This window comes from Fructilactobacillus vespulae (assembly GCF_047324295.1).
GTDB classification, from domain to species: Bacteria; Bacillota; Bacilli; order Lactobacillales; family Lactobacillaceae; genus Fructilactobacillus; species Fructilactobacillus vespulae.
In genome coordinates this window covers 1,489,830-1,506,092 of sequence record NZ_CP137138.1, presented here as the reverse complement: position 1 = coordinate 1,506,092, position 16,263 = coordinate 1,489,830, and the positions used below count along the sequence as shown (strand labels likewise).

The 16,263-nt window shown below is 36.2% G+C and carries 14 protein-coding genes and 7 tRNA genes; 18 read left to right on the top strand and 3 right to left on the bottom strand.

Features of this window, described 5'->3' with window-relative positions; translation table 11 throughout:
* Positions 1-6: 6 nt before the first annotated feature.
* The 15 genes from R4B61_RS07485 to R4B61_RS07415 all read left to right on the top strand — a co-directional run bounded on the left by R4B61_RS07485 (position 7) and on the right by R4B61_RS07415 (position 10,217).
* Positions 7-79, top strand: a tRNA-Asn gene (locus R4B61_RS07485).
* 61 nt (positions 80-140) lie between these two features.
* Positions 141-213: transfer RNA gene (locus R4B61_RS07480), tRNA-Thr, on the top strand.
* Positions 214-357: 144 nt separating this feature from the next.
* The gene (locus R4B61_RS07475) at positions 358-744 is read left to right on the top strand and encodes a MerR family transcriptional regulator (RefSeq protein ID WP_413627623.1); all 387 of its coding nucleotides are present in this window, start codon (positions 358-360) and stop codon (positions 742-744) included.
* Between the two features lie 14 nt (positions 745-758).
* A complete protein-coding gene (gene glnA / locus R4B61_RS07470) occupies positions 759-2,105 on the top strand; it encodes a type I glutamate--ammonia ligase (protein WP_413627622.1) in 1,347 nt (448 codons plus the stop codon).
* Between the two features lie 103 nt (positions 2,106-2,208).
* Entirely contained in the window at positions 2,209-3,663 is a 1,455-nt protein-coding gene (locus R4B61_RS07465) for a peptide MFS transporter (protein WP_413628316.1), read from the top strand.
* A gap of 130 nt (positions 3,664-3,793) precedes the next feature.
* A tRNA-Tyr gene (locus R4B61_RS07460) sits at positions 3,794-3,876 on the top strand.
* A gap of 7 nt (positions 3,877-3,883) precedes the next feature.
* A tRNA-Gln gene (locus tag R4B61_RS07455) sits at positions 3,884-3,955 on the top strand.
* 118 nt (positions 3,956-4,073) lie between these two features.
* Positions 4,074-4,156: transfer RNA gene (locus R4B61_RS07450), tRNA-Tyr, on the top strand.
* 9 nt (positions 4,157-4,165) lie between these two features.
* Positions 4,166-4,237: transfer RNA gene (locus R4B61_RS07445), tRNA-Gln, on the top strand.
* A 62-nt stretch (positions 4,238-4,299) separates the two neighbouring features.
* Positions 4,300-5,001, top strand: a complete 702-nt coding sequence (locus R4B61_RS07440; protein ID WP_413627621.1) for a GntR family transcriptional regulator — start codon at positions 4,300-4,302, stop codon at positions 4,999-5,001.
* Positions 5,002-5,088: 87 nt separating this feature from the next.
* Entirely contained in the window at positions 5,089-6,555 is a 1,467-nt protein-coding gene (locus R4B61_RS07435; protein ID WP_413627620.1) for a nicotinate phosphoribosyltransferase, read from the top strand.
* A gap of 10 nt (positions 6,556-6,565) precedes the next feature.
* Positions 6,566-7,405: an ammonia-dependent NAD(+) synthetase gene (gene nadE, locus R4B61_RS07430; protein ID WP_413627619.1), complete on the top strand. Its 840-nt coding sequence runs from the start codon at positions 6,566-6,568 to the stop codon at positions 7,403-7,405.
* A gap of 55 nt (positions 7,406-7,460) precedes the next feature.
* Positions 7,461-9,629, top strand: coding sequence for a Tex family protein (locus tag R4B61_RS07425; protein WP_413627618.1), 2,169 nt, complete (start codon positions 7,461-7,463; stop codon positions 9,627-9,629).
* Positions 9,630-9,637: 8 nt separating this feature from the next.
* A complete protein-coding gene (locus R4B61_RS07420) occupies positions 9,638-10,084 on the top strand; it encodes a SprT family protein (protein WP_413627617.1) in 447 nt (148 codons plus the stop codon).
* 47 nt (positions 10,085-10,131) lie between these two features.
* Positions 10,132-10,217: transfer RNA gene (locus R4B61_RS07415), tRNA-Leu, on the top strand.
* Positions 10,218-10,306: 89 nt separating this feature from the next.
* On the opposite strand, the gene R4B61_RS07410 is transcribed toward R4B61_RS07415, so the two are convergent.
* Positions 10,307-11,482 carry an LCP family protein gene (locus tag R4B61_RS07410; protein WP_413627616.1) on the bottom strand — a complete coding sequence of 392 codons (1,176 nt, stop codon included), beginning with the start codon at positions 11,480-11,482 and terminating at the stop codon, positions 10,307-10,309.
* Between the two features lie 178 nt (positions 11,483-11,660).
* On the opposite strand from R4B61_RS07410, the gene R4B61_RS07405 reads away from it, so the two are divergent.
* A complete protein-coding gene (locus tag R4B61_RS07405) occupies positions 11,661-12,335 on the top strand; it encodes a 2,3-bisphosphoglycerate-dependent phosphoglycerate mutase (RefSeq protein ID WP_413627615.1) in 675 nt (224 codons plus the stop codon).
* 95 nt (positions 12,336-12,430) lie between these two features.
* On the top strand, positions 12,431-13,471 hold the full coding sequence (locus R4B61_RS07400; protein ID WP_413627614.1) for a WxL protein host-binding domain-containing protein: 1,041 nt from the start codon (positions 12,431-12,433) through the stop codon (positions 13,469-13,471).
* Between the two features lie 36 nt (positions 13,472-13,507).
* On the opposite strand, the gene R4B61_RS07395 is transcribed toward R4B61_RS07400, so the two are convergent.
* A complete protein-coding gene (locus R4B61_RS07395) occupies positions 13,508-14,842 on the bottom strand; it encodes an aminopeptidase C (protein WP_413627613.1) in 1,335 nt (444 codons plus the stop codon).
* Between the two features lie 36 nt (positions 14,843-14,878).
* The gene (gene rpiA / locus R4B61_RS07390) at positions 14,879-15,565 is read right to left on the bottom strand and encodes a ribose-5-phosphate isomerase RpiA (protein WP_413627612.1); all 687 of its coding nucleotides are present in this window, start codon (positions 15,563-15,565) and stop codon (positions 14,879-14,881) included.
* Between the two features lie 148 nt (positions 15,566-15,713).
* On the opposite strand from rpiA, the gene R4B61_RS07385 reads away from it, so the two are divergent.
* Entirely contained in the window at positions 15,714-16,253 is a 540-nt protein-coding gene (locus R4B61_RS07385; RefSeq protein ID WP_413627611.1) for a dUTP diphosphatase, read from the top strand.
* Positions 16,254-16,263 lie beyond the last annotated feature (10 nt).

The following is a 16,263-nucleotide window of genomic DNA, read 5'->3' as shown; positions in this document are numbered from 1 at the left end:
CGTTATTCCGACATAGCTCAGTTGGTAGAGCACCTGACTGTTAATCAGGTTGTCGACGGTTCGAGCCCGCCTGTCGGAGTTATAATGATAAGCGCACCTTTAATTAGGTTGCGTTTTTCTTATATATAATAAGCATATTTGCCGACTTAGCTTAGTTGGTAGAGCATCGGCATCGTAAACCGAAGGTCGGAGGTTCGACTCCTCTAGTCGGCATAATATAGATAAAACCATAACTAATTGTAGTTATGGTTTTTTTGTTTTTTTAATTATTTTTCGCTAATGTCGTGTTTTGCGACATATATAGTTGATTAATTTAGTAAAGATAATTATTATTACTATCAATGAGGAGTTATTAATATGAGTGAAAAAGAATTTAGAAGATCGATGGCAGTATTGCCAATGGGAACCGTAATGCTACTAACATCGCTAACCGCACGTCAAATTCGTTATTATGACGATTGTGGGTTAGTAGTTTCTAAACGTACTGATAGTAATCGTAGACTCTACTCATTAGATAACGTTGATAGAATTTTGGAAGTGAAAGATTATATTAAAGAAGGGATGAATATTGAACAAATAAAAAGAGTTTATGAAAAACAAAAACATCGCCGTGATAATAAGCTAAGTAATTCCAGAAAAGGTGTTAGTGATACAAGAGTTCGAGAATACTTACATGACGATATTATGAAGGCTGGTGGATTTAATGTTAATAATAATCCCCAATTCAAACAAGGACATTTATAAAAGGAGAACTGATAATGAAAAAATTAGTTAATTATTCACCTGAAGATATTAAAAAAATGGTCAAAGAAGAAGACGTTCGTTTTCTCCGTTTAATGTTTACTGATTTACTAGGAACTGTAAAAAACGTTGAAGTTCCAATTAGCCAATTAGATCAACTTTTAGCTGGTAAGTTAATGTTTGATGGATCATCAATTGATGGATTTGTAAGAATCGAAGAAAGTGATATGTACTTACAACCTGATTTATCAACTTGGATGGTATTTCCTTGGGGAGATGAACACGGTAAGGTAGCACGAATTACCTGTTCAATTCTAACCTCAGATGGTGAAGCATTTGCAGGTGATCCTAGAAATAATCTAAAACGAGTTTTAGATGAAATGAAGGAATTAGGATTTAGTGATTTTAACATTGGACCAGAGCCTGAATTCTTTTTATTTGAATTAGATGAAAATGGTCATCCTACTCAAAAATTAAATGATCAAGGTAGTTACTTTGATTTAGCTCCAATGGACTTAGCTGCCAACGTTAGACGTGATATGGTTCTCGAATTAGAAAAAATGAATTTCCAAGTTGAGGCTTCTCACCACGAAGTTGCTCCTGGACAACACGAAATTGATTTTGAATATGACAATGCAATTACTGCAGCTGATCATATTCAAACATTTAAGATGGTGGTTAAAACTGTTGCTCGCCGCTACGGCTTATACGGAACATTCATGCCAAAACCATTAAGTGGCGTTAACGGTTCCGGAATGCATATGAATATGTCACTATTCGATAAAAATGGTGAAAATGCTTTTTACGATAAAGATGGTGAAGGCCAATTATCACAAACTGCATACTACTTCTTAGGTGGATTATTGAAGCATGCTAAAGCGTTGACTGCGGTATGTAACCCTACAGTTAACTCATACAAACGTTTAGTTCCTGGATTTGAAGCACCAGTTTACATCGCTTGGTCAGGTGCTAACCGTTCACCAATGGTCAGAGTTCCAATTGCAAGAGGAAAAGGAACAAGACTTGAACTAAGAAGTGTTGATCCATCTGCCAACCCATACCTAGCAACTGCTGCTATCTTACAAGCTGGTTTAGACGGAATTAAGAACAAAATTGAACCAGAAGAACCAGTAGATCGTAATATTTACCATATGAACGGGCAAGAATTAAAATCTGATCATATTGAAAAATTACCAACATCATTACACAATGCCTTAGTGGAATACGCTAAAGACCCAATTATGAAAGAGGCCATGGGACCACATATGTACCAAAACTTCTTAGATGCTAAGAACATGGAATGGACTGCTTACAGTCAAAATGTATCCCAATGGGAACGTGATCGTTATTTAGATATGCTTTAAAAAAATTTAATTATAATTACAATTTTTGAAAATAAAGTGTATAATAACTTTCATAAAAAAATATGAAAGATTGGATGTTTTAAAATTGAAGAATAAAAAAGATATGGACCGCGCTTTTTTCGGTCAACCACAAGGATTAGGAGTACTTGCAGGTACTGAGTTTTGGGAAAGATTTAGTTACTATGGTATGAGAGCAATTTTGCTTTACTATATCGTAGCTACAGCTGCTAAAGGTGGATTGGGTCTTTCTCAAACAACCGGTCTATCAATTATGGCTATTTATGGTTCATTGGTATATCTAGCCTCAATTATGGGAGGTTACGTTAGTGATAGATTACTAGGTAGTCGTCGAACGGTTCTCTATGGTGGTATTTTCATTATGTTAGGCCACATTGCCTTATCATTACCGATTGGAATCGTAGGATTATTTATTTCAATTGCATTTATTACCATTGGAACTGGATTCTTGAAACCCAATATTTCTGATATGGTTGGGAAGTTGTACAGCGAAGAAGACCAACGTCGTGAGAGTGGATTTACGATTTTCGTTTTTGCCATTAACTTTGGAGCTTTCATTTCACCATTAGTTTGTGGTTGGATTTCTAGTTCTTATAACTATCATTTTGGTTTTTCACTAGCTGCAATTGGAATGTTCTTTGGCCTTCTTTTCTACTACTTTGGTGGAAACAAGACCTTGGGAACAGACGGTGATGAACCTAGCAATCCGCTAGATCCTGGTGAATCTAAACAAATTATCATTAGAATGGTTTTGGGAGCAGTTGCTTTTATCATTGTTTTAATCGGAATGTCATTAACCAAGAACCTTTCAATCGATAGTTTTGTTTCGTTACTAAGTATTATTGCCATTATTACTCCTGTACTTTACTTTATTGTTATTTTAAGAAGTAAAAAAATTACTGAAGTAGAACGGAAAAAAGTTTTAGCTTATATTCCTTTGTTTATTGGAGCCATGGTCTTTTGGGGAATTGAAGAATCAGGATCAAGTATTTTAGCTAGTTTTGCCGCTAGCAGAACTAACAATGATTTAGGTTGGATCAAAATTGATCCTAGTTGGTACCAATCACTAAACCCATTGTTTATCATGCTATATACACCATTGTTTATCCTACTCTGGACTAAACTAGGTAAGAAACAACCTAGAACTCCTAACAAATTTGCTTACGGACTATTTTTCTCTGGATTATCATTTCTTCTAATGGTAATTCCATTATTAATGGTAGGAGCAAACGAAAAGGTTAGTTTCCTCTGGTTAGTTGGAAGCTGGGCAATTATTGAAATTGGTGAAATGTTAATTTCTCCAATTGGTTTATCTGTAACTACTCGTTTAGCACCAAAAGCGTTTGGAGCACAAATGTTAAGTATGTGGTTCTTATCTAACGCAGCAGGGCAAGCGGTTAACTCACAGATTGCACGTTTCTATACTCCAGGACATGAAGCTGGATACTTCGCCGTAATCGGAATTGTTGCAATTGTGGCAAGTTTGATTTTACTAATGTTTGTAAAACCAGTATTGAAACTCATGGATAAAGTTGAATAATCAAATTAGAAGAAGATCTCGAAAAAATTTATTTTTTCGGGATTTTTTTTTGAAATTTCGTTGATAATGTTTTGATTATCATGTAATATATTACTTGTTGATGAGATGAACTCATCAATATGTCTCTTGCGGAGGGGTAGCGAAGTCTGGCTAAACGCGGCGGACTGTAAATCCGCTCCTTCGGGTTCGGTGGTTCGAATCCACTCCCCTCCATTTTTATTGGGCTATAGCCAAGTGGTAAGGCACCAGGTTTTGATCCTGGTATGCGCTGGTTCGAACCCAGCTAGCCCAACTTAAAAAAATGGCTGATTTTACTTAGTCAATTTTTTTGAAATTGTCATTGACAATGTTTTAATTATCATGTAATATATTATGTGTTGGTGAGATAATCTTATCAATATGTTTCTTGCGGAGGGGTAGCGAAGTCTGGCTAAACGCGGCGGACTGTAAATCCGCTCCTTCGGGTTCGGTGGTTCGAATCCACTCCCCTCCATTTTATTTTTGGGCTATAGCCAAGTGGTAAGGCACCAGGTTTTGATCCTGGTATGCGCTGGTTCGAACCCAGCTAGCCCAATCTTTTATAAAGTCGACTGATGTCTTATCAGTCGATTTTTTTTACAATTAGGAGGAATTTTAATGGCTTTACCGGTGTATATCCAAATTCATAATGATATGAAACAGAAGATAGAAAGTGGTAATTGGAAGCTAGGGGAAAAAATTCCTTCTGAAAGAAAACTTTCTGAAATGTATCAAGTTAGTAGAATGACATTACGGCAATCAGTACAATCATTAATTGATGAAGGGTTGCTTAGAAGGGCGGTTGGTTCAGGAACCTTTGTGACTAGTCAAAAGGTTCAGGAACACATTTCTGGAATTAGTAGTTTTACGGAAACAATGGAAGCTGATGGTAAAATTCCAAGTAGCAAAACGCTCTCCTATAAGATTATTGAACCCAACTTTAAAGAAGCACAGGCCCTTAATCTCACCAATAATGAACGAGTTTTACGAATGGAGCGAGTTCGCTTTGGAGATGATCAACCAATTTGTTTAGAGGTTACTACTGTGATTGCAGACCTAGTTAAAGGAATTAGTGAGGCTGAAGTGACCGAGTCCTTATATCGTTCCCTAGAAGAAGATAAGGGCTTGATTCCTAAAGGTGCCAAACAGTATATTTCTGCAATTGCTGCTACCAAGCAAATTTCTGATATCTTAAAGATAAAACCTGGGGCACCAATCTTAAAATTAAAACAGATTTCGTATCTACAGAATCAAAAACCATTTGAATTTGTGGAAACGCAATACGTTGCGGAACGTTTTGAATTCTATTTAAACAAATAGATTTATTAAAAAAATTAATTATTTTAATTTAAAATGGTAAAATAATAGATAATTTAAATTGATTATTTATTCTGGAGGAATAAAAAAATGGCTACACTCGAAGATTCCACTAATCTTACTTTACACACTGATGATTATGAAATTAATATGATGGCAACCTACTTTGAAAAGGGGATGCACGAACGTCATTCTGTGTTTGAAGTATATTTTCGGAATATGCCTTTTGGAAACGGATACGCCGTTTTTGCAGGGTTAGAGCATGTAATAAATTATATTCAAAATCTTAAGTTTACGAAAAGTGATATTGATTATTTAAGAGAACAAAGTGGATATTCTGACGAATTTCTAAATTATTTAGCAAACTTTAAGTTTAAAGGGACGATTAGATCAGCTCAAGAAGGTGACTTGATCTTTAATAATGAACCGATTATGCAAATTGAAGGAACGATTGCTGAATGTCAGTTAATCGAAACGGCCATTTTAAACATGGTTAATTATCAAACTTTGATTGCTAGTAAGGCAGCTCGAATTAGAAGTGTTGCAGGTGATGATCCCTTATTAGAATTCGGAACAAGAAGAGCACAAGAGGTTTCTGCAGCATTGTGGGGAACCAGAGCGGCCTACATTGGTGGTTTTGATGCTACTTCAAACGTGTTAGCTGGGAAAAAGTTTGGGATTCCAATTTCAGGAACGCACGCTCATTCATTGGTGGAATCATTTGGAAATGATTACGATGCCTTTAAGGCCTATGCTGAGACTCATCACGATTGTGTCTTTTTAGTTGATACTTTTGATACGCTAAAAAGTGGGGTTCCAAATGCAATTAAAGTTGCCCAAGAAATGGGCGATAAAATTAAGTTTAGCGGGGTTCGAATTGATTCAGGTGATATGGCCTATATCTCTAAAAAAGTACGAGAACTGTTAGATAAAGCCGGTTATCCAGACGCTAAAATCTATGCATCTAATGATTTAGATGAAAACACCATCAGTAGTTTGAAGATGCAACATGCCAAAATTGATATTTGGGGTGTAGGTACCAAAGTAATTACTGCTTTTGATCAACCGGCATTGGGAGCAGTTTATAAGTTAGTATCAATTGAAGATAAGACTGGAAAAATGGTTGATACGATTAAACTATCCAATAATGCGGAAAAGGTTTCTACCCCAGGTAAAAAACAAGTTTGGCGGATTACCGAAAAACAAGACGGTAAATCTGAAGGAGACTACGTTGCACTGGCCAGTGAAAATCCCCAAACAGAGGATTCACTATACATGTTCCATCCCCAATATACTTATATTAATAAAACGATTTCTGATTTTAATGCTGAACCAATTTTAAAAGATATTTATGTGGCGGGTGAATTAGTTAACCCGCTACCTAGCTTAGCTGAAATTAAACAACATGCTAATAACGTTCGCGACTTGCTCTGGCCAGAGTATAAACGAATGTTAAATCCAGAAAAATATCCAGTTGATCTATCAACAGCGGCTTGGAATAACAAAATGGAACTAATCAAACGGATTCACAATGGTGGACAGAAACGATTACAGTAGGTGATTATTGATGAACGAAAAACAAAAAGAAATTCAACAACAAATTATTTCAGATTTAAAGGTACAACCTAAAATAGATCCACAAACCGAATTACGAAAAAGTATCGATTTTATTAAAGACTATGTTAAAAATAATTCCTTTATTAAGACGGTCGTTTTAGGTATTTCAGGTGGTCAAGATTCTACTTTAACTGGTAAAGTCGGTCAAATTGCAATGACAGAATTACGAGCAGAGACTGGTAACCAAGACTATCAATTTGTTGCCGTTCGATTACCCTATGGGGAACAAGCGGATGAGTCAGATGCCATGGCTGCAATTGATTTTATTGAAGCAGACGTAGTTAAACGAGTTAACATTAAGGCAGCAACTGATGCAATGGTTAGTGCTGTTTCAGCTAACGGTGACGAAATTTCTGACTTTAATAAGGGAAATATTAAAGCGAGAGAACGGATGATTTCACAATTTGCAATTGCTGGTGCTACTAGCGGAATTGTATTGGGAACTGATCATGCGGCAGAAGCCATCACTGGTTTTTATACTAAGTTTGGTGATGGAGCTGCTGATTTAACTCCAATTTGGCGTTTAAACAAGCGTCAAGGAAAGCAAATTCTCGAGTACCTAAATGCACCTAAGCATCTTTACGAAAAAACACCCACAGCTGATTTAGAAGATGGTCGTCCAGCACTTCCAGATGAAGTGGCTCTGGGAGTTAGCTATGAAGATATTGATAATTTTCTAGAAGGAAAAGATATCAGCGAAAAAGCAGCAGCAACAATTGAAAATTGGTATCAAAAAACAGAACATAAACGTCATCTACCAATTACGGTATTTGATACTTTTTGGAAATAAGACAACCAAAGACTTCGTTATTTATAACGAAGTTTTTCTATTCTGGAGGTAAAAAATGGATTCACAAATTATTAAGCAAGTCAGTCAACAGCTAAAGCAGGTTCGACCAAAACAGGTAGAAACCACCATCAACCTTTTAGAAGAGGGAAATACTGTGCCATTTATTTCGCGGTATCGAAAAGAGTTAACCGGTAGTTTAGATGAAGTTCAAATACGAGATATCCAAGACACTTTTCAGCGCCTAACTAAATTAGCTGATCGCAAAGTTGACGTAATCGCTAAAATTGATGCAGAAGGTAAGTTAACCGATAAATTAAAACACGAAATTGAAACAGCTACAGAACTTCAAGTGGTAGAAGATTTGTACTTACCGTTTAAACAAAAAAGAAAAACCAAGGCAATGCTTGCCGATGAACGTGGCTTAACCCCACTAGCAGAAAAAATCATGACCTTTCCAGCTCAATCTGAAAGTCAGTTAGCGATTGATTACGTCAACCCAGAAGTCGAACTAAATGATGTTGCTGCTGTTTTAGAAGGAGTATCAGATATTATTAGTCAATCAATCTCTGATACTGCTAAATTTCGGGAATGGATTAGAAAATACACCGAAAAGAACGGTGAGATTAATACTAAAGTTAAAACTAAGGGAAAAGAACTTGATGAAAAGGGAGTTTATGAAAACTATTATGACTTTAGCGAAGCCATTACGAAAATTCCTTCCTACCGTACCTTAGCGATTAATCGTGGTAAAGACCAAAAAGTTCTTCAAGTTAAAATTAATGTTAATGAAGATGCAATTTTAAACTACTTAAAGAGAGAAGTAATTAAATCTAATCACAGTCCGGTAGTAGAGTTCGTTGAGCAAGCAATTAAGACCAGTTATCAAAAATCAATTCGAGCCGCAATTTCAAGAGAAGTGCAGGCCACTTTAAAAGAAACCGCCGAAGAGCATGCCATCCAAGTCTTTGGTAAAAACCTATACCATTTGTTAATGCAAGCTCCCATTAAGGGAAAAGTAGTTCTAGGATTTGATCCGGCTTATCGAACTGGATGTAAACTTGCCGTCATGGATGAAAATGGTAAATTTTTGCACAAGCAAATTATCTTTGCCACTAAGCCAGCCAGTGAGGCTAAAATTAAGCAGGCTCAGGCTGACTTGATTGCTTTAATTCAACGGTATCATGTGGAAATGATTGCCATTGGAAATGGAACCGCTTCGCGTGAATCTGAATTATTTGTGGCGGATACGATTAAAGCAATTGATTATCCCGTCCACTATGTGATTGTTAATGAATCGGGGGCGTCAGTTTATTCTGCTAGTAAGGTTGCGCGCGCGGAATTTCCAGATTTACACGTGGAAGAGCGTTCGGCGGTCAGCATTGGGCGTCGTTTGCAAGATCCGTTGGCAGAGTTGATTAAAATTGATCCTAAAGCCGTTGGAGTCGGTCAGTATCAACATGACGTTTCAGAAACACAACTTGATCAACAACTTGATCGAGTAGTGGAAACGGCAGTAAATCAGGTGGGAGTTAACTTGAACACCGCTAGTCCGGAATTGTTAGAACATATTTCTGGATTATCCAGTACAATTTCTAAAAACATTGTCCTATTTAGAGAAGAGAATGGTAGTTTTTCTAATCGGAATCAATTAAAGCAGGTTAAGCGTCTCGGAGCTAAAACTTTTGAACAAGCAGTCGGTTTTTTACGTATTATAGGAGGTAGTAATCCTTTAGATAATACTGATATTCACCCCGAAAGTTATGCAATTGCCAAACAGATTTTAAAACACCTAGATCTTAAGTTAACTGACTTAGGCAAAGAAACTACTAATCAAACATTAGCGAATGCTAATCAAGGGCAGCTGGCCACCGAATTACAAGTTGACACTCAACTGGTAGCCGATTTAATTAATGGACTAAAGAACCCAGGTCGAGATTTACGAGATCAAATGCCAGCTCCTCTTTTAAAATCAGATGTGATGAAAATGGAAGATTTAGTGGCAGGAATGAAATTGCAAGGAACGGTTCGTAATGTAACTGATTTTGGTGCCTTTGTTGACCTAGGCGTTAAACAAGATGGGTTAGTGCATATTTCGCACATGAGTAATAAATTTATTAAGGATCCAGCCAGTGTAGTTTCAGTGGGAGATATAGTAACGGTGTGGGTGTTAGCAGTTGATGTTGATCGGAGTAGAATTCAGTTATCTATGATTGAACCAGAATAGGAGTCAATATGTCCGATAATGAATTGCAAAAGTTAGTTGAAAAAATTTCAATGGTTTGGTTTCATAAACCATTTTTGCATCAAGCTTATTTTAATAGGCGGCTCAAAACCACTGGAGGAAGGTATCACTTACAAGATCATAATATTGATATTAATCCCAAGATGGCCGCAGATTCTGAAATTTTAACGGGAATCATTAAACATGAATTAGTTCATTATCACTTACATCAATTGGGATATTCGGGTAAGCATCAAACCGTCAGATTTAAGCAGTTGTTAAAGCAGGTGGGTGGCAGTCGTTACGCACCACGATTAACTGATAATTATAAGTATCTTTATCGTTGTAGTCAGTGTGAGCAACCATTTTATCGGCAACGCAAGATTAACTTAAAAAGGTTTGTTTGTAGTAAATGCCACGGTAAATTAGAACTGATTAAAACCATTAGTAAAAATTAATATTGCCTTTTAGAATAAATCTTGTTATACTAATTACTGTTAAATATGCGGCCATGGCGGAATTGGCAGACGCGCAAGATTAAGGATCTTGTCGGGAGTTTTCCCGGTGGAAGTTCGAATCTTCTTGGCCGCATCTTAAACAGTAAAAAAGAGCTAGATTTTTAAATCTAGCTCTTTTTTTGTTTTAGGATAAAAAAAGAAGCTCATTTGAGCTTCTTTAATCTAGTGTTTAAGATATTCGTTGTTGTTAGTAGCGGTAATTCCGTTACCAAAAATACTATTATTACTATTAGCTTCTTCGTTAGAATTGATTGCCCGCTGGCTGCTAGTTAGTGCATCAGATTCATCTAAGCCAAGTGATTTACGAACTTGATTAGAAACTTTTAGTAGCTCATCGTTAGGAGCGACTTGATAACTAACTCCGTCAACTGTGGCATTATCACATTGCAAAGTTCCTTCTTCAATGTTTTTAGTAGCGCCGCGATATTGTGCACCTGCAAGCATCATGTCATCGAAGGTTAGGTTCGTGAGGATGTTTCCATTAAGGGATTTTAAAATATTACTGTACTTAGTGACTGATGAAACTTTTAGTCCTTCTTTAAGTACTTGCTCTAGAACTTGACGTTGACGAATTTGACGGCCGTAATCACCTAATGGGTCTTGGTAACGCATTCTGGTATATTGGAGGGCTGTATGACCGTTCATATGAACCGTTTTTCCTTTTTTAACGCTAATTCCTTCGTAATCAAAGGTTAAATTAGGAGTTATATCGATTCCGTCGACGGCATTAACCATTTTTTCGATTCCACCCATGTTAACAACTGCATAAAAATCAATGGGGACATTAAATAGCTTACTAACTACTTCAGTAGCAGTTTTAGGTCCACCAATTGTATAAGCGGCGTTAATTTTTTCGTATGGCTCAGAATCTCCAGGAACCACGACCTTGGTGTCTCGCGGAATACTAGTAAAAGTAGTTTTATTAGTTTTAGGATTTACGGTTGCTAAAATTAATGAATCAGTTCGACCCTTATCCGTTCTGCCCAGTTCACCGGTATCAGTTCCCATTAGCAAAATGGAAAACGGTTTTCGCTCTTTTAAGATTTTGGCTGAGTTTCTGGAACTTTTACTTGCTTGATATGTATTACCAAAAGTATCAGCAGCTTTTTTATATTGAGAATAACCAAATACAAGAATCCCAGCAGTTAAGATCAGAAGAATTACCATTATTGACCAAGCTAAGGGATGATGTTCCACTTCAATGGGTTGTTGTTGCTTAGGAGTTGATTTTGGACGCCTAACTTGATTATCTTTACCCACAAAATGGCTGCTGCCAGCTCTTCTGTGGGTACTTGCTGCACTATCATTTTCGTTTTTGAAATCTTTATTTTCTGCCATAGTATTGCCTCAGTCCTATTTTTAATCTGTGTCACATTATAAACTATCTACCAAAAATAAGGACTAGATAAGATATTATTTTTAAAAATTTTAAGAAAGCCTTTCAGAAGTAATTAATTAAGTTACAATGGTAATTATGCTACAATAACCGTTAGTTTAAACAGAAAGGGTGAGTTGTGTGAGTAAGCTAGTGTTAATGAGACATGGTGAAAGTACTGCCAATTATACTAAAACATTTACTGGCTGGAGCGATGTTTCTCTAACTAAAAAAGGAAAAGCCGATGCCCGCATGGCTGGTCAATTAATTAAAGATACCCAGATTCTATTTGATGGGGCTCATACTTCCTATTTAAAAAGAGCAATTGAAACTGAAAATCTAGTCTTAGAAGAGATTAATCAACTATATATTTCACAATTTAAAACTTGGAGATTAAACGAACGCCATTACGGGGCCTTAAGAGGGAAACAGAAGGCGACTGTAAAAGAGCAAGTAGGAGAAAACCAATTTAAGGAATGGCGTAGAAGTTTTACAGCGGTTCCACCACAATTAGAAAATGTGGCAGAAACCAGAAGATATCGGCAAGCTGGAATCAAAGAACCACGAGCTGAGAGCCTAGAAATGGCTTATAATCGTTTGATTCCGTACTGGATTGACCAACTTGCTCCTGCATTAAAAGTTGGTAAAAATGAGTTAGTCGTGGCTCATGGAAGTTCGCTGCGAGCACTAATTAAATATCTGGAAAAAATTGATAATCAAGGGATTGATGGAGTTGAGGTTGAAAATACTACCCCAATTATTTATACCCTAGATAGTAATTTAAATATTTTGAATAAAGAAACTTTAAAAAATTAAAACCACTTCGTAAGTTTGTAAAGACTGGTAGAAATGGTTTAAAATTAAAAGAGTTTTATTAATGGATCTAAATAAAAAGGATGTACGAGGAGATTATGCATAAATTTTTAACACGTAATAGTTTATCCATTGGGAGTTTATTATTATTTTTGAGCGCTTTTGTGGTATTTTTTGCAATGCCAAACGTTCAAGCCGACAATGAAGCAACTACTCCATTACAAGTGGAACCACAGACTAATGATGTGAAGTTTCAACAAGCTGGATCAAATTTCTTTGATTTTAAACTAGCAGCAACTGATAAAATGGAACAAACAGTGGCCGTTAAAGTCACTAATCCTAGTCAAAAACAGGTGAAAGTTAAGACGAGCTTAAATAAAGCCACGACTTCACCTACTGCAGAAGTCATTTATAACCAAAATGGTGAAAAGAGTGCGGTGAAATCATTATTTAAAACGAATGATTTGTTTACGTTAGCAAATCCAGCAGATGGCGAATTTGAGTTAAATCCAGGAGAGTCAAAAGACATTCAGGTTAAAATTAAGACTCCTGAGACAGCAACTTACACTAGCTTTAGTGGTGAAATCTTAGCAGGAATTAATTTTAATGAACCGGATGAAAAAAATGATGATGTTTCAGTTCCACTTGCAATCAAGAAGGGAAAAGGAACTGATCCTAACATTAGAATGGGAAAAATTGAAACGGCAAGTAAATATGACACTAATATTATTAATGCGCTAGTTTCAAATACCCATCCATCTTTACTAAAGAATACTGATTTTAAAGCTGACATCGTTAAAAAAGGGACTAATGATGTGGTTGCCAGTTTCACGAGAACTAACGGTGAAATTGCTCCCAATAGTAAGTTTAACTTTGGGATTCCTTGGAATACTAAACGAGTAATTCCCGGTGTTTATACGATTAAACTAAAAATCAATAGTTCTGATCCCCAATTTGGTTCAAAGGGGAGAACTTGGTTCTTTGAAAAAGATTTCATTGTGACGGTTTTTGATGCGGTTAAAGCCAATTTAGCAGTAACCCATTCGATTCCATGGTTATTTATGTTGATTGTAATTGTTTTATTAGCAGTCTTCAGTAGTTTAATTTATGGATTCATTAAAATTAGAAAAGCAAAATAAAAAAAGTCTGACAATTTAAATTGTCAGACTTTTTATTTAAGCTAATGTACCCATTGGATCCCAAGGGTCTAATAATTTAGGTGCTACTTTTTGTTCAGCTTTTTCAGAATCAGTTAAGAATTTTTGGTTGATAACTACTTGGTAGACGAATTCACTAAACCAATCATCACTCATTACGAAGTAACCTTTAGTTCCAACTTTTTCACCCCAACTGTTTTCCACTTTCCACTTAGTTGGTTTGCCGTTAACTAAATCAACCCCAGTGATAACCATGGCATGGTTCATAACACTTTCACCATAATCTAATCGTTCTGCCTTGGTTAATGACATATCAGTTTGCATTAACTCGTCAACATGGTAAAGGTTAGTGTCCATGATACCGTTTTTACGATCACTAGCCATAGAAACGTCACTTCCAAACCAAACTGTTTCGCCAGCTTGGAGTTGAGCAATGGTTAGTTCTTTTAGTCGTTCAATTGGTAAGTTATAATGCTTAACTTCACGACCACCAACCACGTTTCCTAGCATTTCCACAGTATAAGTCTTATTAAATGGCTTATCTGAAGTAGGGGAGTTGATGATTGATACATAATCATCTAATTCAATGTTAACGTATTTAGCAAAGAAAACTTGTGGACTTAAATTTTGATCAATGTGATATTTTTTGTCAGCATCGTAATATTCAAAATTAAATTGTTCCACCGGCTTACCAAAGGCGTAAACCAACATCCGATAGATTTCATTCATCATATCATCGCGTTTGGCATTAATGATGTCTTCGCTTTGACCATCATTAACTAGCTTGCGAAGAATTACAGCATCATGTCTAAGTTGAGTATTTAAAGCAGTATTGATTTCTGCAGACATATTACTGTTATATGTTTCTGGCATGGCTGTTTTAGGAGCTACTCCGTATTTTTCAATCAAAGCACAAAGCATATCCCATTGACCACCATCTTGTTGGGGAGTTTCTAATAAGAAACTAACTTTTCTTGAAGTTAACGGTTGATCAGCAGTTTTAATCACGTTGTTTAAAAAGTAGTTGGACTTTTCAAATTTATCCCAGAAGAAGGTATAAGTTTGAGAAAGTTCAAAATCTTTTGGCACATTGAAGTTGTTTTCAACGTGAGTTCTCATTGTATTTAAAGCAGCGAAAACCCAACATCTACCACTGCGAAGTTGGTTGGAAACATGTTGATCAGAAACATTAACTGAAAAAGTAGGATCCATTGCGGCAGTTGATTCATAATCTGCTGCAGATTTTAAAACACCATTATGGGTAACAGCACGACGAACGATATCTGCTTCCTTAAAATCATCGAGGTTACGAGCATAACGACTAACACTGCTTGGTTCAATTGCTTTGTCCATAAAAAGCCTCCTAAAAAATTTGAATGAAATTACAAATTAGCGTGCTTGAATGATTTGAGGACCATCTTCATGTTGGATAATAATAGTGTTAGCTAAGTCAAGGAAAAGTCCATGTTCAACAATTCCAACGATTGAATCTAGCTTAGTTGCCAAATCTTTGGGATTATCAAGGTGTTCAATATATAAATCAATAATGTAGTTAGCAGAATCAGTTTGAACTGGTTGGTGTTGTTCATCCAGTCTTAGTTTGGGGTTGAGACCCATTTTTTCTAGTTTCTTTTCTAACTGTTTGCTACCGTATGGGATGACTTCTAATGGAACTGGATAATTTAGTGTTTTTACCATTTTGGTTTCATCAACAATCCACATATTTTTCTTGGAGTTAATTGCCACAATTTTTTCCATTAAATGAGAAGCACCGCCACCTTTGATTCCTTGATAGTTCTCATCGATTTGATCAGCACCGTCAATGGTTAAATCAATTTGATCAACCTCATCAACATTTTTCATGGTGATTCCTAAATCTTCCGCGTGCTTTTTCGTATATTGAGAAGTGGGTACTCCAACAATATTAAGCCCATTTTGCACTAATTTACCTAATTCTTCAACCATATACCACATCGTTGATCCACTACCGATACCGACAACCATTCCATCGGTTACAAATTTAACTGCTTCACGACCAACTTGAGCTTTTTGTTGTTTTACAGCTTCACTATCCATTAAATTGACCCCTTAATTGAACGTTTCGTTTTTGTTATATCAGTCTATAATTGTCCATTGAAAAGGCGTTTTTGTCAAGTTGTTAATCCGTTCTAAATACTGATAGAATGGTAGTATCCAATTATTTTATTGTTAGGAGTTTTTAAAAATGCAAAGAGGATTCAATATTGTTTCAAAGGAAAAAAATGCGGGGCTAGAGCTTCCTAAACGAGCAACTAAAAATGCAGCCGGTTATGATTTTGCTAGTTCAGTGGATATGACCTTGCCTTCAATTTGGAAGTTGGGCTTGTTAAAGGCCTTGAAAGTAATTCTCTTGGAAAAGAAGCTTTCTGAAACAGATGCAGAAACGGCCAGAAAAATCTTAAAACCATACTTGATTCCCACGGGAATTAAAGCATATATGCAACCAAACGAAGTGTTAATTATTGCTAATCGTTCTAGTAATCCACTAAAACGCGGTATGATTGTCCCTAATGGAATTGGGGTTATTGATGCCGATTATTATGATAATGAAAGTAATGAAGGAGAAATCTTTGTTCAAATGACGAACTTTGGTTTGTTTGATCGACAAATTAAAAAGGGTGAACGAATTGGTCAAGGAATTTTTATGCCATTTTTACTAGCCGATAATGACGAAGGCAGTGCTAAGGCTACTAGAACTGGTGGATTTGGTTCTTCCGGAAAATAAGGAGAAATAG